The organism is Phycisphaerales bacterium (genome assembly GCA_040217175.1).
Taxonomy (GTDB): Bacteria; Planctomycetota; Phycisphaerae; order Phycisphaerales; family UBA1924; genus JAHCJI01.
The window spans coordinates 1,655,631-1,682,531 of the sequence record JAVJNT010000002.1 but is presented as its reverse complement, the minus strand read 5'-3'; the positions used below and the strand labels follow the sequence as shown (position 1 = coordinate 1,682,531).

The following is a 26,901-nucleotide window of genomic DNA, read 5'->3' as shown; positions in this document are numbered from 1 at the left end:
CAGGCGCGTGCCATCCACCGACATCGACGTCCCGAACCCGTCGCCGAACGCGGCTTCCGGCGGCACGATGGTCTGGGTGCCCTCCCAAAGGCCCGTGGCTTCATTCCATAGGTAGACGTACACCGCACCAGTCGCACACCCGAACGGCTCGGTGCAGAGCGTGGGCGCTTGGAAGTCCGCGATGATCGCCTGCTGGCCTGCGAGGGCCACGGCGTTGCCAAAGCTGCTGATCGTGTCGTGCGGTGGTGGCACCAACACCTGAGGATCGCACTGGGCAAGGGCGTGCTGCGTCACTCCGCCCAACACGCACGCCAAGGCCATGGCTCGATTCGTCCTCATGCCCAAATTGTGACCGATTCCAGGCCTCGATGCAAGACGATCTCGGCGCACGGCGCAAGCCGTTTGCCAGAGCCCTCACGTGGTCTCGATTGCCGTCTCAGCCGAACCGACCCGTCACGTACTCCTCCGTCTCGGTCAAGATCGGCCGGCGGAAGATGCCGCTCGTGGGGCCGTACTCGACCAGGCGGCCCAGGTACATGAAGGCCGTGTAGTCGCTCACGCGCATGGCCTGCTGCATGTTGTGGGTCACGATGAGCACCGTGTAGCGCTCGGCGATCTCCTGGATCAGCTCTTCGATGCGCAGCGTGGCGATGGGGTCGAGGGCACTACACGGCTCGTCGAGCAGCAGGACCTCGGGGTCGGCGACCACGGCGCGGGCGATGCACAGGCGCTGCTGCTGGCCGCCCGAGAGGCCCAGGGCGCTCTGCTTGAGGCGGTCCTTGGCCTCGTCCCAGATGGCCGCCGAGCGGAGGGCCCGCTCGCACGCCTCATCGAGCACGCTGCGGCGGTTCTCGCCGTCGATGCGCAGCGGGTAGACCACGTTCTCGTAGATCGACATGGGGAAGGGGTTGGGCTTCTGGAAGACCATGCCCAGGCGCTTGCGCAGGCCGATGACGTCGACGTGCGGCGCGTAGATGGGCGAGCCGCTCAGGCTCATCTCGCCCTCGACCCGCACCCCGGCGATGAGGTCGTTCATGCGGTTGATCGAGCGGAGCAGCGTGCTCTTGCCGCAGCCCGAGGGACCGATGAGGGCGGTCACCTTGCCCTTGGGGATGGCCATCGAGATGTCGAAGAGGGCGCGGGTGGGGCCGTAGTAGAGGTTGAACGTGTCGATGTCGATCACGCCCTCCATGCCGTCCATCTCGGCGTGCAGGGCCGGGTCGACCGATTCGCCGCGGCGGATGGCCTCGATGACGCGGTACACGCCGGTCGATTCGGCCTGGGACTGGTCCCGGTCGGCCACCGACGGCATGCCATCGCCCCTCGCGGGAGATTGCTGCCTGGGATCATCGGCCGGGCTGGTCATCGGGGTGGTAGCGTAGGACATGGGTTCACCGTTTATCCGGTCAGGCGGGCCCGTAGGCGAGCCCGGATGATGATGGCAACGAGGTTCAGGCTGACGACGATGACCAGCAAGAGCAGCGTGGTCGTCCACACCAGCGGCCGGGCGGCCTGGCTGTCGGGGCTCTGGAAGCCCAGGTCGTAGATGTGGAAGCCCAGGTGCATGAAGCTGCGGTCGAGGTGCAGGAACGGGGCGTTGGTGCTGATGGGCAGGTCTTCGTTGAGCTTCACCGCGCCCACGAGCATCAAGGGCGCCACCTCGCCCGCCCCGCGCGCCATCGCCAGGATGGCACCGGTCAGGATGCCGGGCATGGCCCCGGGCAGCACGATCCGCCGCATCGTCTGCCACTTGCTGGCCCCGCAGCCGTAGCTGCCCTCGCGCATCGAATTGGGCACGGCGGCGATGGCTTCTTCGGTCGACACGATGACGACGGGCAGGGTGAGCAGCGCCAGCGTCAGGGCGGCCCAGAGCATGCCGCGCGAGCCGAACGTGGGCGATCCGTCCGCGGCACGGGCCTCGAAGAAGCCGGTGAAGTACGGCGTGCGCACCACGAGCACCGCGGCCGAGATGAAGACCGACAGCCACAAGATCCGTGAGACCCACTTCAACGCAATGTTGCGTGTCGACTCTTCCTTGCCCGGAATCGGCTTCGACCACACCGATGATGCGTACGCGGCGACGAGCGCGAGCACCGTGCCGCCCAGCACCACCCACCACCACGGCGCGGGCAGGCGCAGCGAGGGATCGCTGCCGACGTCCACGTACTTGCCCACCGTATAGCAGAAGAAGCCAAGCCCGAACACGCCGTACACGATGCTCGGCACGCCGGCGAGGTTATTCACCGCGATGCGGATGGTGCTCGTCACGACGCCCTGGGGCGCATACTCGCGAAGGTACAGCGCGGCGATCACCCCCAGCGGCGTCACCGTGATGGTCAGCAGCAGCGTGAGCATGACCGTGCCCACGATGACCGGGAACACGCCGCCCTCAGTGTTGGCCTCGCGCGGCGGATGGGCCAGGAACTCCCACCAGCGCGACAGGAAGACGCCGACCTTGTCACCCAGGCCCATGTCGTTGGCGTCGACGACCCGGACGATCTGCGAGAGCCGCATGGGATTGTCTGGCTCGATCTGCCGCGCCGGGGCGAACCGGCCCGTCCGCGGATCGACGACCTCGAGCCGCAGCCGCTCGTCCTCGACCTCGAGATCGGCGATGCGAGCCAGTACGTCGTCGTAGCGGGCCTGCAGCTCGGCCTCGCGCTCGGTCGCGGCGGTGAGGATCTCTGCCAGCCGCTCGTCGGTGATCACGCGGTTCTGCCACGGCGCGTGCAGCCACGCGGCCAGCAGCAGCGTGACGCCGACCGCGACCGCGGCCATGCGGGCAAGACGCACGGGCTTGCTCGGGCCGCCGAGCCGCGGGGTGTCGCTCGGTCCGTGGTCTCTGCCGACCCACCACGCGAAGCCGAAGGCGCCCAGGCCCAGCACCACGACGCCCGCGAACACCGGCATGCCGAACGAGTCGGCCGGCCGATCAGTCCTCGTCGCGGCGATCTCGGCCTCGCGGACGCTCAGGCGGAGCGCCTCGATGCGCTGGTTGATGCCGCCCAGGCCGTGCTTCTTGAGGCCCTCGATCTCCTTGTACCGCTCGCGGGCCTCGCCGTGGTTCTCCTCGATGAAGGCCATGACGGCCTCGGGCCCCTCGGCGACGACCGTTGGCTCGCCGTCCTCGGCGATCTCGATCGCCTTCTCGGGCACGCCCATCCAGACGCTCCACGCCTCGCGTTCGAGCATGACGGCGTACTGCGGGCGCTCGACCTCGACAACGTCGCTCTCGGGTACCCAGCGGAATGGCTCGGTGCCAATGTCGCGGTTGCCGGTGCGGTAGAGCGTCTTGGCGGGGTCGGCCTCGGTATCGGTGGGCACGCCCAGGAAGACGGTGCCGTCGTTGAGCGTGACGCGCTCGATGGGGCGCGGCCAGAACGTCGTCAGGCCCTGGGTCACGATCATCGCCACCAGGCCCACGATCATGACCAGCGAGACCACGAGCGCGGCGCCCGTGAGCCAGATCATCGGCTCGCCCAGCGCGCTCGGCGGCGTCGACCGCCGCTCGATGGTGGCGGGCTTGTTCGTCGGAACTGCGCCACCCCCGGGCATCGGCCTCGCTGGGACGCCGGCGAAGTCCTGCGGCTGATCGACGTTGTCCGGACGATCGTCGCTCATAGCCCGGCCGTCCTTCCACGCACGATCTGGCGGACGACCTCGGCGGCCGTGTTCACCGCGAAGGTCATCAGGAACAGCACGAAGCCGCACAGGAACAGCACCCGGTAGTGCGTGCTGCCCATCGGAGCTTCGGGCAGCTCGACGGCGATGTTGGCCGACAGCGTGCGGAAGCCGCCGAAGACGTTCCAGCTCATCTCGGGCGTGTTGCCGGTGGCCATCAGGACGATCATGGTCTCGCCCGCGGCGCGCCCGAAGCCGATCATGCACGCCGAGAAGATGCCCGAGCCCGCGACTGGGATGACGATGCGCATCGCCGTCTGCCAGGGCGTCGCGCCCGCGCCGAGCGAGGCGGTCCGCAGCGAATCGGGGACGGCCTGGAGCGAGTCTTCCGAGATCGTGTAGATGATCGGGATGACCGCGAAGCCCATGATCATCGAGACGACCAGCGTGTTGCGCGGCGAGAACGGCCCGAAGATGCTGTCGCGCGGATCGAAGCCGAGCGCCTGCAGCAGGTGCGCCAGGCCCAGGGCCAGCACGATCGTCAGGCCCAGCATCGCGAAAAAGCGGCCGAGCATGATGTTCGCGATGCTCAGATCAGACTTGCCCGCCACGGCCCGATCGAGCCGCCGGCCTAGGAACATCGACTGCAGCACGGCCAGCGTGATGGCGACGGGCGCGATCATCACGACGAACCAGCCGGGCCAGGCCTGGCCGTACTCGCTCGAAAGCCAGCGGCGGATGTCGACCGGCACGCCCTGCGCGACGCCCTCGGGCGGTGCGAACAGGAGGCGTTCCATCGTCGGCCCGATGCCGAACGCGACGAGCGCGCCGACGCCGCACGTGAGCAGGATGAGCACCATGTGCTGCCAGGCGCTCAGGCGCTTGCGCCAGTACGTCGGCAGCATCTGCCACAGGTGGGCCATGAGCAGCACGGCGATCGGCACCGTGGCGAAGCCCACCAGCACGCTGGGCAGCACGTCTCGCACGTACGGCGCCACCACGATCGCCGCGACGAAGCCCAGCACCACCGACGGAAGCGAGGCCATCATCTCGACGCCGGGCTTGACGACCTTCCGCACGTTCGGGCTGAGGAACTCGCTCGTATACACCGCCGCCAGCACGCCCATCGGCACGGCGAACAGCATCGCGAAGATGGTTGCCTTGAGCGAACCGAAGATCAGCGGCATGATGCTGAGCTTGATCTCCGCGGCATCGTCGCCCGAAGACGACTGGTAGACGAACTCCGGCTCGTACTGGCCCTCGTAGTGCACCTTGCCAAACAGGGCCTTGAAGGAGAACTCCGGGTAGCCCGGCTCGAGGGCCCGCATGACGCCCAGCCCCGACGCGTCGAGCACGAAGACGCCATCGTTCTTGGGCGCGAGCCGCGCGTGGATCGGGTTCTCGAGGCCCGTCTCGAAGTCGGCGACGATCTTCTCGCTCGTCACGTGGCGGACGCGGACGTTGCCGTTGCTGCCCAGGATCACGATCGAGCGGTCACGCTGGCTCGGGGCGATGTCGACGATGGGCGCGTCCGAACCGGCGAACTCGTGCGCCATGACGAGTTGCTGCACGCCGGCGACGCCGGCGAGCTCGCCCGTCGCGACGTGCCACGCGTAGATCGTGCCGGCGTCGTCGCCCAGCAAGAGCGTCCGGCCGCCCAGGATCATCGTGGCCGCGGTCACGCGCTGGCCGTCGTTGACCGCGACGATCGTCTCGGCGAGCTCGAACCCATCGTCCGTTCTGCTGAATCGGCGGACCTCGCCGTCCTCGCCGACGCACAGCGCGTGGTCGGCATCGGACGTCACGAACAGCCATCGCTCGAACGAGTCGGGATCCATCTCGAACGACGTCGAGCGCAGCCGCGTGCGGGGCGGGCCGCCGCCGAGGGGCCGGATGGTCCGCACGGTGTTGACCAGCACGGTGCCGTCGGCCCGGGCGACGAGTAGCACCGTGCGGCCCGTGGGGTCGACGTTGTAGTCGATGCGAACGACGCCGCCCTCGCCCTCGCTCAGCTCGACGGGGTCCCCCAGCTCGATCTGCACCTGTGACCGCCGCGCCCGCTCGGGCGTGACCATCTCGTAGAGCGCGCCGTCGGCGGCCCAGAAGGTCTGGTCGGGGCTTGGCGGCTGGGTGACGAGGATCTGCTCGTCGAAGGTAATGCTTCCCAGTCGGACCGTGCCGTCGGCGTAGCCCGCGGCGACGAGCTCGCCGTTGCGCACGACCGAGAGCGCCGAGGGCGTCTGATCGGGCGAGAGCGAGAGCGGCTCGGCCAGCGGCTCGCCGGTCGCGAGCGCAAAGGGCTGGATGCCGCCCTCCTTCGACACGAACGCGGCGCCCCGGCCGTAGGGATCGATCACGGGCACGCCGGCCTTCATGGGCGTGTCGCTGCTGAGCCGCTCGCCGATCTCGCCGCGTGAGAACAGCGGGATGACGACGTAGGCGAGGTAGACGCAGATGCCCAGGACCGCAACGAGCACCAACGCGCCACCCGTGTGGATGACGTAGCCCGAGATCTGGTCCATCAAGACCACGCGGCGGCGGACCGGGCGGTTGCCCGAATGCGCGCTTCTCTTGGGCCTTGGGCTCTTGCTCGCTGGCATTCGGTGCTCGGCGGACGGCGACAGCGGACGGATTCAGAAAAGAGAAAGATGCCTCGCAAACCCGCGAAGGCTTGGGGCATCGGGTTCTCGGATCAACCGGTAGGGGTCAATCGTCGATCAGAAGTTGGGGTTGAGCTTGCAGGCCTTGAGGTCCGCGCGGGCCACGTTGGCCGACACGGGGAAGTAGCCGTCCTTGAGGACGACTTCCTGGCCCTGCTTGCTGAAGATGAGCTTGATGAACTCGGCGCGGATCGGGTCATCGATGCCCTTCACCGGGTCGGCGTTCACGTAGAGGTACAGGAAGCGGGCCAGCGGGTACTCGCCCGAGTTGGCGAACTCGGCGACCGGGGCAAAGGCCTCGCCGCCGTCGAGCGAGACTTCGAGCATCTTGACGCCCGCAGTGGCGTAGCCCACGCCCGAGTAGCCCATGGCAAAGCGATCCGTGGCAATGCCCTGGACCACGGCCGACGAGCCGGGCTGCTCCTTGACGGTGTTCTTGTAGTCGTTGCCCTGCAGGGCGACCTTCTTGAAGTAGCCGTAGGTGCCCGAGGCCGAGTTGCGGCCGTACAGGCTGATCGGGCGGTTGGCCCAACTGCGGTCGGTCACGCCCAGGTCGCCCCAGGTCATGTTCTCACCCGAGACCGAGAAGACGTCAGTGAGCTGCTGGATCGAGATCTCGTCCAGCGGGCAGTCCTTGTGCACGAACACGGCCAGGGCGTCGATGGCGGTGCGGAGCGCGACGGGCTTGTAGCCGAAGCGCTTCTCGAACTCGTCGACCTCGGACGACTTCATGGCGCGGCTCATCGGGCCGAACTGGGCTTGGCCCTCCATGAGCGCGGGGGGCGCGGTCGAGCTGCCCTTGCCCTCGACCTCGATCTGCACGGCCGGGTAGAACGCCTTGAATTCCTCGCCCCAGAGGGTCATGAGGTTGTTCATGGTGTCCGAACCGATGCTCTTGATGTTGCCCGACACGCCGCTCACGGGGCGATAGGTGGGCAGCTGGCTGTCGATCTCGGGGCCGGCGGCCATGAGCACCGAAGCGCCAGCCACGGCGGTCAAGCCCACGGTCCATTTGCGAAACGTCGTTGCCATGCTGGAATCTCCTTCGCCCGCAGCGTTCGGGGCGGCTTGTGTTTCGAGCCAAATGGAAGCAGGGCCCCCAGATCGGGGCATTCACGGCAACCGAAGAACACGTGAAGATTGCGCTAAGGGCTTAAGCTCGCCGAGGCTCGACGATCGGAAAGCACCTCGGCTAGAACATGGGGCCCAAGCGGACCTGTGTCGAGCCGAACGCTTTTTGTTCGGGTGCGGCCGAGGGCGTGAACTCGAAGTCCATCCGGGCCGCCATCCGATCTCGCACGTCGTCGTAGCCACGGGGGCCGAACATGATCTGAAGCGCGTACCCCGGGCCCAGCAGGGCATCCGATTCGGATCGCGCCATGACCGCAGGCGAGAACTCGCCCTCGCAGAACAGCGTGCCGTCGGCGTCGAACAGCCTGAACTTCAGGGTTCCGTCGCGCAGGAATGGCTGGTCGGCACCCTCACCCGTGCGGTCGTTGTTGAGGAGGTAGGCCTCAACCAGGACGCCGTCGATGTAGCTGTCCAGGTCCTGATCGAACTCGCCGCGCTTCATGACGATGATGCGACGGGGCATCACGTCGTCGGGCGGCGGGGCGAACTTCTTGATCGGCGGGCCGTCGCTCACGCAGCCCGAACCAGCGCCCGCTGCCAGCACGATCGTCGCAACGATGCACGAAACGAGGGCAACGCGGGCGACTCTGCTCACTTGGGCTGCTCCGGATCAGTCGGCTCGTCGGGATCGGTAGGACGCAGCGCAGGATACGTCGAGTACGGCTCGGTGTGCGGTCCCATCGTGCCCTCGTCGATCAGGATTTCTTCGGGAAAGTACTTGGGATCGAACTGCTCGAACGACAGGCCCGAGACGTCCGATCGCTCGATCATCTTGCTCGATGCACCGGTGTGGCGGAACATCTCGCTGCCCGTCACGCGCCGGGCTTCGACGACGCCGACACGCCCGCCGGGAATGATCCGCGGCGTGAGTACCACGAGCAATTCGGTCCGCCGATTCGTCCGTTCCCGGGTGCGGAAGAGCCAGCCGACGCCCGGCAGATCGCCGAAGAGCGGCACGCTGGTGTTGCGGTTGTCGTTGAATGCCTGGATCAATCCGCCGATGACCACGGTCTCGCCGTTGCGCACGGTGACGGTGGTCTGAACCTCGCGGGTGTTGATGATCGGAGCGGCGAAGTTCTCGCTGATCTGCGTCTGCTGGCTCGAGAGCGAAGATATTTCCGGTTGGATCTCCATCCGGACGAATCCATCGGAGCTGATCGACGGACGGACGAGCATCTCGATGCCGACGTTGCGGCGGGTGACGTTGGCCTGCGTCCGGCCGTTCTCGAACGTGTCGACGCTCTCGATGATAGCGATGTCTTCACCTACCAGGATGTTGCCCGACTCGTTGTTGTTGATCTGGATGACCGGCCTCGACAGGACCTCGAGCCGGCCCTGGCCCTCGAGTGCTCGCACGGCCAGCCCGAAGTCGGACGACGTGAGCGAGAGGTTCGGCAAGCCGACGGCCGTGGCAACGCCCGTGCCCGCAGCGCTCATGCCAAAGTCGAACATGTCGCCGCCGAAGTCGAACACGTCGAAGTCCAGGCCCCAACTGGCGTTCTCGTCGAGCGTCACCTCGGCGATCAGCGCCTGCACCAGCACCTGCGGCGGCGCGGCGTCGAGCTCGCTGACGATGTCGTTTACCGTGCTAATGTACCGCGGCGAGGCCGACACGATGACCTTGTTGCTCGTCGGGTCCCCCACCACGATGACCTCGCGGTCGAGCACGCGGCTGAGCGACTCGCTGCCCTCGTCGCTGATGAGCTGACGCAGCCGGTCGGCCTGCGTCTGGAAGTAGCCCTGCAGCACCTGCTCGACCTCGTTGGCCTGGGCGTTCTGCAACGAGTAGACGACCTCCTCCCGCTCGGTTGCCTGGATGGAGTCGAGGCGGTCGATGACGTCTGTCACCAGGTCGACATATTCCTTAGTCGCCGAGACGATGAGCGTGTTGGTGCGATAGTCGATCGTGATCGCCAGCCGCTCGCGCTCGGTCGAGACGGGCGTGAGCTGCGGCTCGAACGGTTGGTCGGGATTCTCGTTCAGGCGGCGCGAGGGCACGAGGATGAGCTGGTCGCCCTGCCGCTGCAGGCTGAAGAGCTCCTGCAGCACGACGGCCATCTGCTCCGCATCGGCGTTCTGCAGCCGGAAGTACTTGAGGATGCGGTCGTCGACCTCGCTGCGGTCGACCTCGTCGATGAACCCGAGGATCAGGTCCATGACCTCGGGCGGGCTGATGATGGTGACGGCGTTGGTGCGCTCGTCGGCCTCGATGGTGATCTGCCGTCGCACCGACTCGTCGATGGTGGCGCGGGTGATGGCGTACTCGCCCTGCCCGTTGCCCATCTCGTCGCGGATCTGGCGGCGGAACTCGATGATCGAGGCCGACTCGCCCGGCTGCCCGCCGACGCTCCGGCCCGAGAGCAGGTTCTCGAGCAACTGGACCACTTCGCGAGCATCGGCGCTGTCCAGCTCGACCCGCTGCAGCAGCCGCTGGCGGAAGACCTCGGCAACGTCGAGGCGCTGCACGAGGTCGCGCACCTTCGTGATGTCGTTGGCCGTGCCGCTGACGACGATCGAGTTCGTGCGATCCTCGGCCACGACGCTCACGGCGTTGTCGCCGCGCTTGTCGTTCTCGGGGTCGACGTAGAGCGTGCGGATCGACTCGACGATGCTCGAGGCCGTACCGCGCTCGAGACCGATGAGCGCGATCTCGGCCGCGTCGCTGAGCCGCTGCTCTTCCTTCGAGAGGCTCTCGACCAGGCCGCGCACGACCTCCAGGTTCTCCTCGCTCGAGACGACGAGCAGCTGGTTGGTCGATCGGCTGGGCTCGATGGAGAAGACGTCCTGGGCCGACTCGGAGCGTCCGCCGCGCGTCGCTGCTTCGATGCGGTCACGCATCAGGCGCTCGATCCGCGGGGCGAGCTGCTCGGCATCCGCGCCGACGACGTCGATGGTGTGCAGGCCGACCGTTACGCGGCCCTCGTCGCGGTCGAGACGTTGCACCAGGTCTTCCAGCACGGCGAAGCTGCGCGGGCTGGTCGACACGACGAGCGTGTTGGTGCGAAGGTCGGGCTGGACGAGGACGGCGTCCTCTTCGCGATCGATGCCGACGCGGCGACGATCGTCGAAGATCTCCTCGACCAGGTCGGCCACGCGATCGGCCGACGCGCGCTCGAGCGCGAAGAAGCGGACCTGGTTGCTGGCCGCCGCCGACTCGACGTCGAGCATCTTGACGAGCTCCTGCACGATGCGCAGGTTGGCCGGGCTTGCAACCACGATCAGCCGGTTGCCCGTTGGCTCGGGTAGGATGGTCAAGCCGCTAAGCGTGCCGAAGAGGTCGCTGTCGAGCCGGGCTCCCGCTTCGAGCGGGTCCTTCCCGTGCTGGACGAGCCGGAGGCGCCCGACCTGCTCGCGCAGGCCCGCGGCCTGGGGCGCATCGGACACGCCGTCGACGAGCGTCTCGCGGATGAGGTCGGCCACGTCGGTCGCGTCCGCGTGCTCGAGGGTGATGAGCGTCGGCTCGATCCAGCCGACGGACTCCTCGCTATCGAGGTCCGCCAGCAAGACTTCAACGAAGGCAACGCCGTCCTCGCGTCCGACGACGATGAGCGAGTTCGTGCGTGCGTCGACTTCGATGGCGACGTCGCCGGCCAGCGCCTGGCCCGTCGCCGTCGTGGGCACGCCCTGGCGCTGCGTACCGGGCACGCGGCGGATGGCCTCGCCCTCGCGGAACAGGCCGTCGATGATCGTGCGGATGCGGCCGGCATCGGCGTTGCTCAGCGCGAAGATGCGGGCAACCACGGCCTCGCCCACCGGCAGCGTGTCGAGCGTGGCGACGAGTTGCTCGATCGCCGCAACGTTCGCCGGCGACGAGGCGATCAACAACGAGTTCGATCCCGCGTCAACGCCGAGTTGGACGGGGACTTCCAGGTCGAATTCGGGGCCACCCTCGCCCGTGCCGAGGCGACGCCGGCGCACCTGTTCGGCGAGGGCCCGCGCCGTCGCCGACTGGTTCTGCTCGGCTTGTGGCGCCAGCATCTCGCGGACGACGCGCGCGACCTGGTCCGCCGAGGCTGTCTTCAGGCGGATCATCGCGACCGACTGTGGATCAACGACGTCACCCTGATCGATCGCGCGGACGAGCTGCTCGACGCGGTCCGCATCGGCGGAACCAGCGACGACCGCCACCGCGCTGCGCGTCGGCAGGGGCACGATGCTGACCGGCTCGCTGACCAGGCCCGGGCGGTCGGCTTGGGTCGGCCTGGTGAGCCCGAGCTGGTCGGCGAGCTGCACCACCTGCGCGGGCGTCTGCGAGGCGAGCTCGATGATGCGGATGGACTGGCCCAGGCCCATCGGGCCGGCCGGGTCGAGGCCCTCGAGGACTCCTTCATCGCCGAGCAACTCGGCCTGGAGCGTGTCGACGACCTCCTTCATCTCCTCGAACAAGCGCTCGCTGGCGGCGATGACCAGGGCATTGCTGTCGCGGTCGACCTCGATGCCCAGACCCTCGTTGAGCTGCTGCGCCCGAACGCGGAAGGCGTTGAGCAGCGTCTCGCGCATGCGGACCGCCGGAATGCCCTTAACCACGAGCGTCCGCACCCGGACGTCGGCCGACGAGCCCTCGGCTTCGAGCGTCTGCACGAGCGCTCGGACCTGGGTGAACTCGGCTTCGGAGCCACGGAACACCACCATGTTGCTCGCGTCGTCGCCGTAGACCACCGGCGTGCGTGGGCCGCGGCGGCCGAGCGGATCGATGAAGATACGCTGCACGGCCTGGGCGATGCGCGAGGCCCGGCCCGACTGGAGCGCGATGACCCGCGCGTCGGGCAGCCGGCTGGCGCCCTCGCCGTCGAGCGACTTGGCGATGGTCTCGATGCGCTCCAGGTCCTGCACGTTGGCGAACACGATGAGCGAATTGGTCTCGACCTCGGCCGACACCACGGGCGTCTCGCCCGGATCGATCAGCACGGTGGGCAGGTCGGGCGAAGTCTGGCGGCGGTCGCCCTGCTGGTTGCCCTGGCGTCGCGCCTGCTCTCGCTGGATCTGCTGCTCGAGCGGGGCCCGGAAGCCCTCGTTGAGCGCGTCGGCCACGCTACGGGCGTCGGCGTTGTTCAGTGGAATCACCCGGAGCTGGCGGCCGGTCGAATATGCCTCGGTGTCGAACTGGTCGAGCAGGTTGCCGATGCCCTCCCACTGCTCTTCGCCCGCGGCGATGATGAGCGTGTTGGTGACCGCGTCGCTCAGGATGCTCACGTCGCGGGCCGCTTGGTTCTTGGCCTCGATCGCGCGCGGGCCATAAAAGAGCTTGAGCGCCTCTGCCACGAGGTTCGCTTCGGCGAATCGCAGCTTGATGAACTGCGTCTGCCGCTCGCCGCCGGTCTCGACGTCGAGCTCCTCGATGATCTGCAGGAGCTGCCGCATCTCGTCGGGCTCGGCGGTGAGCGTCACGACGTTCTGGCTGTCGACGTAGTCGACCCCGGGCACCGACTCGCCCTGCTGGCGCGGCTGGGCGCGCACGGCCTCGCGGAGCGTGAGCCAGACGTCGACCGCACGGGCGTGTTCGAGCTGCACGCGGCGGAACTCGGTGGCCGGCGGGGCGCTGGCGACGTCGAACTGGGCAATCTGCTCGCGCACCCAGGCGACCGACTCCTCGTTGCCGCCCGAGATGATGACCGTGTTCGTGCGATCGACGGCGGTCAGCTCGACGTTCATGCCGTCGGGCAGGGCGCTGCGGAGGTCCTGGGCGACCTGCGTCGCGCGGGCCTCGGTGAGCTGCACGCTCACGAACGGCAGCGCGGCGTCGGTGTCGAGCTTCTCGAGCAAGGCCTCGATCAGCGGGAACTGCTCGTCCTGGGCCGACACGATGATCGCGTTGCGGCTGGGCTGGGCCGTCACGCGGATCGCGTCCTCGCGGCCGCTGCTGGGGATCATGCTGCGGATGGCCTCGCTGGCCTCGCGCGGATCCATCGAACGCAGCGAGAACACCTCGATGCTGCGTCCCTCGGGCAGGTCTGGCTGGTCGATCTGGGCGACCATGTCCTGCAGCAGCGACATGTCCTCCTCACCCGCCGTCGTGATGAGCACGTTGCCGTCGGTCGAGCCGATGACGGTCACGTCGCTCTGCCGCTGGCCGCGGGCACGGGCTCGCTGGGCGAAGAACTGCTGCAACGTCCGCTGCACGCGATCGGCGCTCGCGTGGCGCAGCTCGATGACCTCGATCGGCCGGTCCTCGATGCCGGGCGTAGCCGCCAGCGTCTCGGCGAACTCGACGGCCTGATCGACCTTGGCCTTCTCGCCGACCATGATCAGCAGCCCGCGGACACGATCGACCGAGACCGTTACGCCCTCCTGGCCGAAGCTGAACCACCAGCGGCCGCGGTCGTTCTCCTGGAACGCCTGCCGGATGACCTGCGCGATCGCGTCCGGATCGCCGTCCTTGATCGGCACGGTCCGCACGATCTTGCGCGTCACGTCGCTGCCCTCGGCGTCGAGGTCGCTGATGAGCCCGAGGACCAGGTCCATCGTGTTGCCCTGGCCAACGACGATGATGCTGTTGCTCGGCTCGTGCACCGTGGTATACAGCTTGTCCTCGGGCGCGTCTGCGGGCGAGCGGTTCCATCCGCCCCAGACGCGCTCGTCGTACAGCTGGATGCTCAGGTCCTCGACGGCATCGTTCAGGTCGTCGGCGCTGCCATTCTTGATCCGCACGATCTCGACCCGGAGGTCCCGAGCGGCCGCCGGCATGTCCAGCGCGTCGGCCAGCTCCTGGACCTGCGCGAAGTCCTCGTCCGACGCCGCCACGATGAGCGTGCCGCTGCGGCGCTCGCCGACGACGTTCACCCGCGTCTGCCCTCGGCGACCGCGGCCGGCCGACTGCGCCCGGTCGCTCATGAAGCTCTGGATCGCCTGGGCGACGGTCGGGGCGTCGGCGGTCTCGAGCTTGATCGTGCGGATCGGGGCGCCTTCAACGCTCGCCGAGTCGAGGTCTTCGGCCAGCAGTCGGACCTCGGCCAGCAATTCGGGCTCGGCCCGAACGACGAGCATGCCCGCGTCGTCGTCGGACGAGACGTTGAGCTTGTCCCGCCGGCCCGGGTCGTTGCCGATGAGCACCTGGTTGATGACCTGCGCGACCGTGCGTGGTGCGGCGTTCTGCAGCGGCAGGATCGCCAACTCCAGGCCTTCGTCGCGCGATGGCGCATCAGCGTCGACCAGCAGTCGCTCGATCTCCTGGTGCTGATCGCTCGACGCGGTGATCAGGAGCGCATTGGTGCGATCGTCGGCCACGAAGCTCGGCTCGGGCATCGAGTTGCCACCCGGGCCACGCCGCTGGGCGCGAAAGAGGTCTCGAAAGGCTTGCGAGAGCTGCGCGGCCTCGGCGTTGTCGAGCTCGTAGCGGCGGATCGACAAGCGATCGGCCAGCGGGCTCTGATCGATCAGGCTCACGAACGAGTCGATGAGCGGCAGGACGTCGCTAGGCGCCGTCACGACCAGCCGCGTGCCGCTCGGGTCGGCCAGCACGCGGACCGTATCGGGATCGATCGACGCCTGGACGCGCTGACCGTCGGGGCCGAGCAGCGTCAGTTCGCTCGCCCGCGATGGCGTCTGCTGCCAGCGAAACCGGCGCGCCTGCTGGCCCGTGGGCTGTGCGCTCACGAGGTCGTTGACCGAGTCGGCCGCGTCGTCGGCATCGATGTTGACCAGCGGGTAGACCTTGAGCGTCAGCGACTCGCTCGCCTCGAGCCGCGAGACCGCGCCGATGAGCTCGCCGAGCACCTCGAAGTCGGTGTCGTTGGCCCACACGATGAGCGACGAGCCTATCGGGTCTGGGACGACGTCAGGGCGCCCGGTAAAACCCGACGGATTCTCCGTGCTGGCGCGGCCGACGCGCTGCACCGTCTGGCGGACGATCTGCGCGATCGCGTTGGCGTTGGCCGAACTGGGAAGCCGGATCACGCGCGTCCGCGTCGCTTCCTGCGGGAGCTGCTGCTGGATCTGCTCGGCCAGCGACGCCAGCCGATCCGTCACGCGGGGCGAGCCAACGACGACCAGCGTGTTGGTCGCGGGATCGACGGCGATGGTGATCGTCGGCTGGTCATCGGCTTGCGATTCGGTCGACTCCTCATCAGCGGCTTGGTCCTGCTGCACGCCCGCGAGCACGGCCGCCATCACGGCCTCGCGGAGCGGATCGCGGCGCGGCGGGAGCGCACTGCCCGGACCGATGGGCTCGCCCGCGTCCTTCATGAGCTCGTCGACGCCGATGACCTGCACGCGCACGCCGCCCTGTTGCTCGAGGAGTTGTCGCAGCGTCTGGGCCACGACGGCCGCGTCGCCGCGCGAGCGATCGATCGGGATCAGACGCATCTGCCGGCTCGTGCTGAGCGTGGCCGAGTCGATCTGCTGGGCCAGGCTCTCGATCTCGGCCATCTGCGACTGGGTCGCGCGCACGATCAGCGTGTTGCTGCCCTGGTCGACGCGGATGGTCGGGGGCTCGACGCCGCCCTCGTCGCTCAAGACGCCGGCGAGGTTCTGCGACATCTCGGTCGCATCGGCGTTGCGCAGCGGGATGAGCCGGACGATCCGGCGATCGGCGTCGCCCGCCGAGTCTGCGGAGTCGAGCTCGGCGACGACCTGCTCGGCGAGCTCCAGCAGCGGCCGGGGCGCGGCGACGACGACCGTGTTGCTCCCCGGCTCCGGAATCACGCGGATCGTGGGCTTGACGGCCTGGTCTGGGTTCTGGGCGGCGAACCCGCCGATGGCCCACCAAGGCAGGAGATCGACGATCGACTCTTGCTGCAGGATGGTCTCGAGGATGGGCGCGACCGTCTCGGCCCGCGTGTGCGTGAGGCGCAGCGTCAGCACCCCCACGGCCTCGGGCTCGACCTGCACGTCCATCTCGCTGATGAGCTGGACCGCTTCCTCGATCTGCGACTGCGAGGCCGCAATGACGATGCTGTTGCTACGCGTCTCGGCGCGCACCGTCGGCTGCGGCTGGCCCGGACGCACGCCGGCGCGCAAGGCGTCTTGCACGGCATTCGCGACCGAGTCGGCGTCTCCCTGCGACAAACGAACGAGGCGCACGCCGCGCTCGCCCTGGCCGCTGGGAGCCGCGTCCATGGCCTCGATGAGCTTGCCGGCCATGGGCATCATCGCGCTGGGCACGCTCATCACGATGCGGTTGGCCTGCTCGTCGGCCCGCAGCGTCGGGCGCGGCACGGCTAGCCCGGCTCGCTCGGCGCGGACCAGCTCCGCCGGCCAGCGGCCGCGATCGTTCAGGAGCGACTCGACCGTCTGCGCGACGTTCGCCGCCGACGCGTTGGCGAGCGTCACGACCGTGACGTCCGCGATCGGCGTCGCAGGGGCCCGATCATCGAAGCGCTGCAAGAGCTCGACGGCCTGCACGGCCGCGGCCTCGCCGCCGACGACGAGCACGGTGCCCGTGTTGGGGTCGGCCGAGATCTCCAGGCCCTGGCGGTCACGCTCGATCGTTTGCTCGGCCACGGGCGAGACGGCATCGACCAGCGCCTGCGGCTGGGCACGAGCAGGCGTGTAGGTGAGCAGCGTGCGGCCGCTCTCAACGGTCGGTCGATCCAGTCGTTCGATCAGCTCGCTCGCGAGTTCGACCATCTTCGACGGCCCACTGACGAGCAGCGCGTTCGTGGCGCTGTCCACCTCGACGCGCACGGGCGTGACCTGCGCGACCGAGGGATCCCGTCGCATCAGCTCGCGCAGGATGAACGGGTTGCTCTCGCGCTGCTGCTCCAGCAGGCGCTCGATGACCGGGCCCACGCGCTCGGCATCGGCGTGCTGCAGTTCGAACGTCTGCACCCCCACCGCCTCGGGATCGAACGGCGGCGTGTCGAGATCGTCGACGAGCGTGCCGACGAGCTCGAGGTCGTTCTGCGAGCCCGTGAGCAGCAGCGCGTTGGCGCCACCCACCGAGCTCACGCGAACCTCGCCGCCGCTGGGCAATACCAGCGCTTCGATCGCGCGCTCGAGCTGCGGGGCGATCTGGTCCGACCGGCCGTAGCTCAGCGGCACCACCCGAACGACCGGCGCCGCGGCGCCGACCTCGTCGGTGTCCAGCGCGTCGACGAGGCTCTGCGCGAGCTCCTGGGCGATCGGCGGTGCCGAGATAATCAGCGTGTTCGTCGCGGGCTCGGCGCTGACGGTCAGCAGCGACGCCACGTCGGCGACGCCCAGCCCGCCCGACACCTGCTGCTGCTCGCGGAGGCGCGTCGTCAGCAGGTCGCGTAGCAGGGGCTCGAGGCGGTCGGCCCGCGCGTGCTGCAGCTTGTAGAGCTTCACGGTCGACTCGGGGCGCGCGGGCGAGCCGTCGAGGTCCTCGAGCAGCGCCTCGACCTGCACGAACGCCTCACCCGGGCCGCTCACGATGATCGTGCGCGTGTTGGGCTCGACCGACACCGTCAGCGGCGTACGCGGACTGCCGCCGAGGGCGCCGCTACCCGCGAGCTCGCGGATCGCGCTCGCGAGTGCCTGCGGCTCGGCCCGTTGCGGGCGATACGTGCGCACGACCACGTCGCCCGCCAGTTCGGACTTATCCAGCGAATTCACGATCTGCTCGAAGCCCGCCAGCCGCCGCGAGGGCGCATCGACAATCAGCGCGTTCGTCGAGCGATTGGCCCGGACGACGACCTCCTTGGGCTGCTGCAGGTCGGGCCGCGGCCGGCCGCGCGAGTCCCGCGGCATCGGAGGCTCGGGATACATCTCGTCGATGGTCTGCGCGAGCTCCTCGGCCCGTGCGTGCTGCAGCGGGAAGATGCGGATCTCGCGGTCCTCGTCGTCGACCGTTCGCGCGTCGTTGAGCTGCGAGACGACCGCTTCGATCTCGGGCATCATCTCCGGATGCGCCGACACGAGCAGCGTGTTCGTTGCCGCGTCGGCCCGGATGTCCACCGGCTGGCGCGACCGCTCCTCGGGCGTGCGGCGCTGGTAGCTGTCCTGCAGCATCCGCGCGATGTTGCTCGCCTCGGTCGTCCGGAGCCGCAGGATGCGCAGCGGCTGGCGTCCGGCCGACTGCTGTCGATCGAGATCAGCGACCAGTTGTTCGATGATCCCAAACTGCGCCGGCACCGCCGCGGCCAGGATGGCGTTCGTGCTCTCGATGGCCTCGAACACGGGCTCGGGCCCGCCCTGCTGGCGCAGCGAGCTGCTCGACCCGACGAGGTCCCGCAAGAACTCGATGACGTCGGCGGCGCGTGCCTGCTGGAGCTGGATGAGCCGGGCTTCGCGCGGCGGGCCGGCCTGGTCTTGCAGCAGATCGATGACGCCCAGGAAGCGCTCCATCGCCTGCGCATCGGCCACGATCTCGAGCGCGTTGGTGGTCTCGTTGATGGACAGCTCGACCTCGCCCGCGCCGGGCACGCCGGCCACCTGGGCCTGGTAGATCGATAGCGCCCGGTCGCCGATGTCCTTCGCGTCGGCGTTGGCGATGGGCACGATGGCCGTCTCGCGCTCGACCGGCACGGCGGACAGATCCTCCAGCATCGCCTCGACGCGCTGGAACGTCGTGTCGTCGCCGGCCACGATCAGCGTTCCGCTGCGCGGCTCGGCCTCGATCGTGACACGCACGCTCTGCCGCCCGGGCTGGGCCGGCGCGCTCAGGTTGCCCTGGCGGTCCATGCCTTCCAGCACGCGCTTGATGGTCGCCACGTCGGCATTCACCACGCGATACGTCCGCAACTGAGCGCTCGGCGGAACCTCGACCTGGTCGAGCTGGGACGCCAGCTCTCGCAGCGACTCGTGCATCTCGACGGGCGCGTCGATGATCAGCGAGTTGCTCGATTCGTCGGCCGACACCACGACCTCGCGCGGCTGCTGCAGCCACGGCATGGGCTGGCCGCGGCGATCACGCGGGATGGCCGGCTCGGGATACAACCGGTTCATCGCGTCGGCAACGTCCGTCGCCTTGGCGACCGACAGCCGGAAGAGCAGCGGCGCTCGCTCGGGCCCCTGCTGGCTCTCTTCGTTGATCTCGTCGACGAACGACTTGATGTCGGCCAGCAATTCCTCGTGTGCCGACACGATCAGCGTGTTGGTTGCCTCGTCGGCCCGCACGTCGACGGGCCGCGCGATGCGGTCGGCCTGCGGACGCTGGCGGTACTGGTCGTTGAGCATCCGAGCGATGTTGCCGGCGTTGGCCGTGCGGAGCTGCAGCAGCTTGAGCGGCGGCAGGTCCATCGGCTCGGGCGTGTCGAGCCGGGCGACGAGCTCGGCCACCATCGCGTGCTGGGCGGGCTCGGCCTTCACGACCAACGTGTTCGTGCGCTCGAGCACGGAGATCTCGGGCGACGGCGCCTCGCGCGACGGATCGACCGGCTCACGCTGCTCGATCAGCGACTGCAGCACGGGCAGGACCTGGTCGGCGCCGGCGAATTCCAGGTCGAGCATCCGCGTCGTGCGTGCCGGGGGTACGAGCTGCTGCACCTGGCGCAGCACGTCCTGGAAGAGCGCGACCGCCGACGCCGAGCCGCGCGCGATGATCGCGCCGGCCGCCGCGTCGGGCGTCAACTCGATGTCGCCCAGCGACGGATCATCCCTGCGGGCCGTCTCGGCGTCGTACACGGGCCGCACGCGATCGAGGAGCTGCTGCGGCGTCGCGTTGCGCACGGGCACGGTCACGAAGCGCGAACCGCCCGCCGGCCTGTCGAGCTGGGCGATGACCGCCTCGATGACCGAGAACTGGCCCTCGCCCGCCCGCACGATGAGCTGGTTGACCTCGTCGATCGCCTCAAACTTCGGCGCGTCGTAGGCCGAGCCGTCGGCCGGCCGGAGCATCGCGTCGGCGACGCGCGACGCGCGCTGGGCAACCTCGCTGGGCCGGGCCGAGGCCATCGTAAACGTCCGTGACTCGCGCTCGACGACCACGCTCGACTCGCTCTGGCGCATGAACTCGACGAAGCGGTCGAGCCCCTCGCGCTGGCCCACGACCGTGACGGTGCGCCTGGACGCGTCGACGTCGATCGTCAGCGGCTCGCGCTCATCCATGCCGCTCAGGCGGTAGAGCTCTTCGGCGCGATCGACGACGGCTTGCGTGTCGCCGCGACCGACCGTCAGCGTGCGCACGTCGCGAGCGATCGCCTCGCCGCTGTCGAGCGTGCGCGCGAGCTCCTCGAACGCCTCGACGTCGAGCGCCGGCCCGGTGACCATGAGCGAGCGACCGCCGGAGAGCGGCGCAAACCGCAGCACCTGGCGCTGCCGGGGCGACAGCAGCCGGCCGGCCATCCGCTCGACCGAAGCCGCGTCGACCCTTTCGAGCGTCACCACCGTCGTGCGCTGGGCCGAGTCCTCGCGATCGTCGAGCCCGGGGTCGAGCTCGCCCAGCAGTGCCTCGGCCTGCATCACCAGCGATGCGCTGCCGACAACGGTAATCTTGCCCTGGGTCTCCATGGGGATGACCGTGGGCTTGCGGTCGTTGGGCACGCTGGAGAACAGCCGATCGAGCTGCCGGGCCGCCTCTTGGGGCGTCACGCTCTCGAGCACGAAGCTGGCCATCCGTCGGCCGTCGACGCCCGCGCCCTCGCCCTGGTCGAGCATGTCGATGAGCTGGGCCGCGGTCTCGAGACGGCGCGTCGGGCCGATCGCGATGATCGAATTCGACCGATCGTTGGCTTCGAAGCGTACCGGCGGCTTGGTCACGTCGTCGATGACGTCGCTGCGATTGCCCTGCTTGACGATCGTCTTCTCGTACTCTGGCACCAGCGATCGCAGCGTGCTGATGACGTCGCCGACCTGTGCGTTGCGCAGCGGGTAGATGCGATAGTCCGAGTCGCTCGGTGGCTGGCTGTCAACCAGGCGAACCACCTCGCGGATGCGACGGATCTGCTCGCCCGTCTCGGTCACCACCAGGAGGTTCTGAGACGCCACGGGCACGAGCGAGCCATACGCCGCAATCATGCCCTTGAGCTGCTCGGCCACGGTCGCCGCATCGACGTTCGTGAGCGGGATTGCCAGCGTGACGATCCGGCCGTTGAGGACCTGGCCCGGCAACTCGCCCTGGTAGATCTCTCCGGGCTGGCGCGCCGCGTCCTCGATCGACCGGAAGTACAGGTACTCGTCCTGCTCGCTCAAGCGGACCTTGTGCGGCAAAAGGAAGCGGTTCAGGATGTCCAGCGCCGTCTCGAACGAGTACGACTGGCCGCTGATGAACGTCATGCCCTGCTCGGGCACGGCCGCCTGGTAGATGATGGGCACGCCCGCCTCGCGCGAGAAGAAGCCCAGCACCTCCGAGTACGGCGCATTCTCGAAGCTGAAGCTGATCGGCGTGGCCGAGCGCTGCTCGAGCGTGGGCGGCGGATCGGTCCGGGGCGCCTCGGCCAGCGTGGCGCCGGCCGTTCCGTCTTGCGCTGCGTCGACGCTCATCGCCATGCCACACGACAGCACGAGGGCCGCGGCCACGTGCCCCTTCACGACGCTGCTCATGCGAGCGTCTCCCTTCGCCTTCGAGGTGGTGCGCCCGGCGGGGGCGTTGTCGGTTGCACGTCGTCCTTGGTCCAGACTCATCGCCGTTCCCTTCCGCGCGCGGCGGCCAGCAGCTCGCCGTTGCGCACCTCGAATCGCTCGTCGTTGGCCTCGAAGGTGGCCACCTCTCCCAGCAGGTCGGCCAGCCGGAGCCCGCCGACCTCCTCTCCCAGCGCCAGCGTCCGCCGGCGTCCGTTCTCGTGCACCACGATCGCGTATTGCCCGGTCTCGCCCTTCAAGACGCCCGCCAGGCGCCAGCCCGCGCCCGGCGGGGGCGGCGGTGGCGGCTCGGTCTTCGGTGGCAGTGGTGGCGGCGGCGCCTGCACGACCACCGGCTGCGGCGCCAACGCCGTCTTGAACGGGTCGGCAAGCACCACCGAAGCGAGTTGACCCTGCACGCGGTCGTCCAGCGGGTCGATGGTGATCTCGCCCGCGATCGAGCCGCCGTCGTCCACCACAAGGGCCGTCAGCGTCATCGACAGCTTGAACACGGCCGGCTTGCCTTCCTCGAGGCGCGCGGGCTTGATGCTCCATGAGTCCACGCCGAGCGTCCAACGCTGCGCGTCGGCAAGCGCCAACGCCCGCAGCACCGACTCCAGCGTGCCCTCGCCCGAAACCACGACCCGCGCTTCGCTGGCATCGATCCGGTCGCGCAACGAGCGCTGGAAGGAGCGTTCCCGGATGCCTCGCGCCTGGCCCGCCGGGTTGCCGAGCGCCCTGGGCGGCAGCGAGTTGATCTCGAGCCTCGTCAGCCCGGCATCGAACGCGAGCGTCGCGCTGGCGGTTCGCAGCCGGTGCTCGAGCGAGTCGCGGTCTGCGTGGACGGCGCCTGCGACGATCTCTTCGAGCTCGCGGCGAACGCGGCTTTCCTCCAGCAGCGCGGTCTCGTAGTCGCCCTTCTGGCCGGTCAGCGACTCGATGTCGTCGCGGAGCTGGGCCGCGGGACGCTCGTAGAGCGCAACGTAGCCCCACCCCAACGCGCCGGCGAGCGCCACCGCGCCGCCGGCGACCATGAGCAAGCGCACCAGGCGGGGGTTCACGGGCCACCCCCTTCGCCCGCGTCGGTCTGGTCGCCCTCTCCGGAGGAAGCTTCCGTGACCTGCGAGGCCGCGCGCGTCGTCGTATCGACCTCGAGCTTGAAGCCCAGCCCCGCGTCGGGCCCCTGTGTCTGTACAAAGTAAAGCGGGTCGTCGACGAGCCGGCCGCGCACCGCGCTCGCCGCATCGCGTTGCTCGCCCACGCCCTGGAGGCTGAGCTCGCCGCGGACGGCCGGCCGGTACTCGGCGGCCGTAAACGAATAGCTCCGGGCGCCGCTCGGGTCGCCGAACCACACGCCGCCCCGCGAGGCGCCAGACAGTTGCTCGAGCCGCACGCCCGACGCCGCCGCGTGGCCAATCACGCGCTCGAGGTGGCCCGACCATTCGGGCCGCGTCTGGCGGAGGGCCCGCAGGTGCTCGAGCCGCGTCTGGTCGAGCACGAGCTCGGTGTAGTCGCCGCGGAGCGTCGAGACCTGGCTGGTCAGGCGGGCCTTCTCCTGCTGGAGATCGCCCAATCGGATGTAGCCGTACACGCCGAGCCCGCCCACGACGGCGATGACTGCCATCGCGCCGAGCAGCACGCGCTCTCGCGTCTGCGACCGCTCGGCTCGGGCGCGCGTGGGATTCAGCAGGTCGATGCCCTTGCACGAACCGACGCCGATGCCCGCGAGCGCGAGCCACCGCGTCGTGTCGGCGCCGCTCGGGTCACCCTGCACCGCGAACGATTCGGCCGACAGCGCTGTCGTTTCGGCCTCGATCGTCTCGGCGACTTCCTCGGCGATCGCCTGGCAGAGCCCGCTGCCGCCGATCACGACCGCGTCCTGCACCGGCAGCGAGTGCTGGGCCGCGCGGTAGCCCATCCACGTCCGCTTCACCTCGACGGCGATGCGGCGGACGAAGCCCTCCTGCTCGCCCGTCGGCCACGTCGCATCAACGCCCCGGCTGGTGACCACGCCGCCCGGCTCGACCACCGCGATCTCGACCGACGAGGCGCCGGGCGAGACCACGATCCGTGCGTGCCCGGCGTCGGGCAGCCCGGCGATGCACGCCGAGCACTGCGCCCGCAGCACCACCGAGGCCAGCTTCAGCTTCGCGGCCCCGAGCATCGACCGCATCCAGGCCATCCGCTCGGCTGGCACCGAGGCGCCCAGCAGGTCGAGCTTGCCGTCGTCTTCGCGAAGCACCACGAAGTCGGTCGACGCGTCCGAGCCCTGCACCGGCATGGCACGGCTCATCTGCAGCTTCACCATCGCCGGAAGCTGGCCCTCGCTCGGCGGCTTGGGCAGGCTCAGCCGCTTGAGAAGCAGGTCTCCCCGGCCCGCGACCCACGCGACCTGCCGGCCCTTGAGCCCGGCCTGGCGGAGTTGCTCGCCTACCCACTGCCCGACCGCCTCGGCGTCGTCGCTCGCGATCGACTCGGGCAACCTCGTGCAGAACCCCGTGCCCAGCCGGGGCCGACCCCGCTCGCTGCCGACGGGGACGACCGTCAGCCAGCCGGCGTGCCACTCCATGGCCAGTCGCGTGCCGCTCACGGGCGCACCTCCCGGCCGTCACGCTCGGGCTCGGGCAGCTCGTCCGTCGGGCCATCGGCCAGGGCCAGCACGCGGGCGACGGCCGCCAGCTCGCCGGCGATGCTCACCTCGCCCAGCGGAACGACCACGGGCCGAGGGCCGGAGAAGTCGACCAGCAGGTCCATCGCCACGCGGTTGCGCAGGCGGTCCTCGTCGGCCGACGACATGCCCGCCCGCGCACGCCGGGCGTCTTCGAGCGAGTCGATGCCCACGGAACGCTCGCGCACGGCCGCCATGCCCGCCTCGGCACGCAACACCCAGCGCACGCTCCTGGTCGTGACCCGCTCGAGGACTTCCAGCATGGTGTCCTCATCGACCAGCCCCTCGCGCAGCGGCCACAGGGGATCCTTCAACTCGTCGGGATCAAGGCTCCGCCGCGCGTCGACGATCTGCTGGGCGGTTTCTTCGTCGAGGCCCGGCAGCGCCGCGAGCACCTCGAACGGCGCTCGGTTGATGTCGACCCGTCCCCGGCCCGGGGCGCTCCCGATGCAGACGACGTCGAGCACCTGCCCCGTCGTCGCCAGGGTCATCTGGCTGCGAAGCGCCCTTGCGACGTCCACAAGTGACGAGGGCGGCGTATCCCGCTGAGCCAGCATCGCGACGAGCTGGCCCGAGCCCTCCTGCCGGTCGAGCGACGCGGTCAGCCGCTCGCCCATGGCCTCGTCGAACGGCTGGGACACGTCGACTCGCTCGGCCAGGGTCGACGCACCGCCCACGCCGACGGCGATCGCCGGATCGACCGATCCCACCGTCAGCAGGCTGGCCAGCGGGATCGTGTCGGAGGTCAACTGCCCCTGCTCGTCGTACTCGCCGTACACGAGCTCGACGGTCACGCCCTCGGCGTCGAGCAGCTCGCGGAGCGACCGCACGGGCAATTCTGCGGCCACCGCCGCGCCGAGCGTCTCGTCCATGCCGGGCAGCCTTGCCAGCATCGACGCGGTGCACGTGTTGACGTCGAGCAGGGCGTCGAGCGAGACGGCGTCGGGCGTAATGCCGGCGTCGAGGCGGAAGGTCGCGGTGCGGTTGCCCTCCTCGAACAGCTCGATCGGGTCGTCGACGACGAATTCGCCGCCGGCGAGTACGTCGGCCCGCTGGTCGAGCGCGGCCTGCTCGATCGCCAGCATGCCCGACCGCATGGTCAGGCGCGACTGCAGCCGGCCGGCGGTCGACGCCGTCGCCTCGCCCGCGCTGCGGGCGGCCAGCAGCGCGACCGTACCCGCCAGGGCGCCGATGGCCAGCACCACCAGCACCACCAGCACCGCGACCCCGCGCTCGTGCCTCGTGCGGGTCATGGCGCCATCCCCATCGGGTCGTCCGGGGGGCTCGGCTGTGTTCCGCCCAGCGACTTGCCGAGCGGATCGCCCACGACGAACACGACGTCGGCCGGTCGCTCGGGCAGTTCGGGCTCGTCGAACAGCGATCGTTCGGGCGCGAATCGTTCGTCCAGTTCCTCTTCCGGGTCCACCTGGCGTTGGCGGTCGACCGGCGCGAGCCAGATGCATAGCCGCAGCGGCGGGCGGCTGCCCGAGGCGGTCACCAGTTCTTCGAAGTGATCGACGTAGACGGCTTCGACGTCGGTCACGACCAGCTCGACCGACTCGCTCCCGCTCGTCTCGCGCCAGGTGATTTCTTCGGCGTCTTCCGAGAAGGACAGCCGACCGGTGACGTCCGATGCTCCGGCGGGCACGCCCGACCGGCCGGCCGCCGGCCAGATGCCGCGACCACGCAGCTCGAAGAAGTCCTCGCCATGGCGCGCATGATGGGACGCGGTCGCCGCCAATCGCTCGACGCGGTCGAGCACGCGCGCGAGCATGGCGCTTCGCTCGCCCTCGCGCACGAGCCGATCCCGCCGACCAGCAAGACCGAACGTAAACGTGATCAGGGCCGCGCTCAGGACCGCCAGGATCCCGATCGCGATCATGACCTCGAGCATGGTGAACCCGCGGACGCGTGGGCAGCGCAAGGCCTGGCTCATGGCCCACCCCCGACGCCGTCCATCGGCACGAGCTGCCGGAGCGTCGCCAGCACGGGCCCCTCGCCGTCCGCTTCCAGCCGGCGCACGCGGACCGTCGCCAGCGAGAGTCCGGGCCATTCGCTGGGCTCGAGGTCGACCTCGCACATCCAGTCGCTCGGCGCGTCAAACGCGGCGCTCTCGGTCGCGGGCGACGCCCACTCGCTCGCCGGCCCGGTCAGTTCGCGGTCGCTCATGGCGCCGCTTTCGAGCAGGCCCAGGGCCGTGCGCGCGACGCCGGTGGCTCCCAGGCGGTGCTCGGCGTCGATGATCCGGCGGGCCCCGAAGTCGAGCTGGCTGAGGATCGCCAGCCCGCCGACCACGAACATCGCCAACGCCAGCACGAGGTCGAGCAGCACGAAGCCCCGGCGCGGGTGCTCGCGTCGACCTCCGTGTCGCTTGGTTGGCCTGCGGCTCCGCCGCGTGCTGGCTGGCATCGTTGATTCCGTCGG

The 26,901-nt window shown here is 69.4% G+C and carries 12 protein-coding genes; all 12 read right to left on the bottom strand.

What is annotated here, in order from left to right:
* Positions 1-339, bottom strand: a 339-nt coding sequence (locus tag RIA68_14295; GenBank protein MEQ8318613.1) for a hypothetical protein, incomplete at its 3' end; no start/stop codon positions are given.
* A 97-nt stretch (positions 340-436) separates the two neighbouring features.
* Positions 437-1,192, bottom strand: a complete 756-nt coding sequence (gene pstB / locus RIA68_14290; GenBank protein ID MEQ8318612.1) for a phosphate ABC transporter ATP-binding protein PstB — start codon at positions 1,190-1,192, stop codon at positions 437-439.
* Between the two features lie 206 nt (positions 1,193-1,398).
* Complete coding sequence (locus RIA68_14285; GenBank protein MEQ8318611.1) at positions 1,399-3,621, bottom strand: ABC transporter permease subunit; 2,223 nt, start codon at positions 3,619-3,621, stop codon at positions 1,399-1,401.
* The gene (locus tag RIA68_14280; protein MEQ8318610.1) at positions 3,618-6,143 is read right to left on the bottom strand and encodes an ABC transporter permease subunit; all 2,526 of its coding nucleotides are present in this window, start codon (positions 6,141-6,143) and stop codon (positions 3,618-3,620) included. The genes RIA68_14285 and RIA68_14280 overlap by 4 nt, the downstream gene beginning before the upstream one ends.
* Before the next feature lie 195 nt (positions 6,144-6,338).
* Positions 6,339-7,313: a PstS family phosphate ABC transporter substrate-binding protein gene (locus tag RIA68_14275; protein ID MEQ8318609.1), complete on the bottom strand. Its 975-nt coding sequence runs from the start codon at positions 7,311-7,313 to the stop codon at positions 6,339-6,341.
* Between the two features lie 160 nt (positions 7,314-7,473).
* Entirely contained in the window at positions 7,474-8,007 is a 534-nt protein-coding gene (locus RIA68_14270) for a hypothetical protein (GenBank protein ID MEQ8318608.1), read from the bottom strand.
* Entirely contained in the window at positions 8,004-21,791 is a 13,788-nt protein-coding gene (locus tag RIA68_14265; protein MEQ8318607.1) for a secretin N-terminal domain-containing protein, read from the bottom strand. The genes RIA68_14270 and RIA68_14265 overlap by 4 nt, the downstream gene beginning before the upstream one ends.
* Positions 21,792-21,868: 77 nt before the next feature.
* Complete coding sequence (locus RIA68_14260; GenBank protein ID MEQ8318606.1) at positions 21,869-22,870, bottom strand: hypothetical protein; 1,002 nt, start codon at positions 22,868-22,870, stop codon at positions 21,869-21,871.
* Entirely contained in the window at positions 22,867-24,399 is a 1,533-nt protein-coding gene (locus RIA68_14255; protein MEQ8318605.1) for a hypothetical protein, read from the bottom strand. Before RIA68_14255 ends, RIA68_14260 begins: the two co-directional genes overlap by 4 nt.
* Positions 24,396-25,730: a type II secretion system protein GspK gene (locus RIA68_14250; GenBank protein MEQ8318604.1), complete on the bottom strand. Its 1,335-nt coding sequence runs from the start codon at positions 25,728-25,730 to the stop codon at positions 24,396-24,398. The genes RIA68_14255 and RIA68_14250 overlap by 4 nt, the downstream gene beginning before the upstream one ends.
* The gene (locus tag RIA68_14245) at positions 25,727-26,413 is read right to left on the bottom strand and encodes a type II secretion system protein (protein MEQ8318603.1); all 687 of its coding nucleotides are present in this window, start codon (positions 26,411-26,413) and stop codon (positions 25,727-25,729) included. Before RIA68_14245 ends, RIA68_14250 begins: the two co-directional genes overlap by 4 nt.
* A complete protein-coding gene (locus tag RIA68_14240; protein ID MEQ8318602.1) occupies positions 26,410-26,886 on the bottom strand; it encodes a hypothetical protein in 477 nt (158 codons plus the stop codon). The genes RIA68_14245 and RIA68_14240 overlap by 4 nt, the downstream gene beginning before the upstream one ends.
* Positions 26,887-26,901 lie beyond the last annotated feature (15 nt).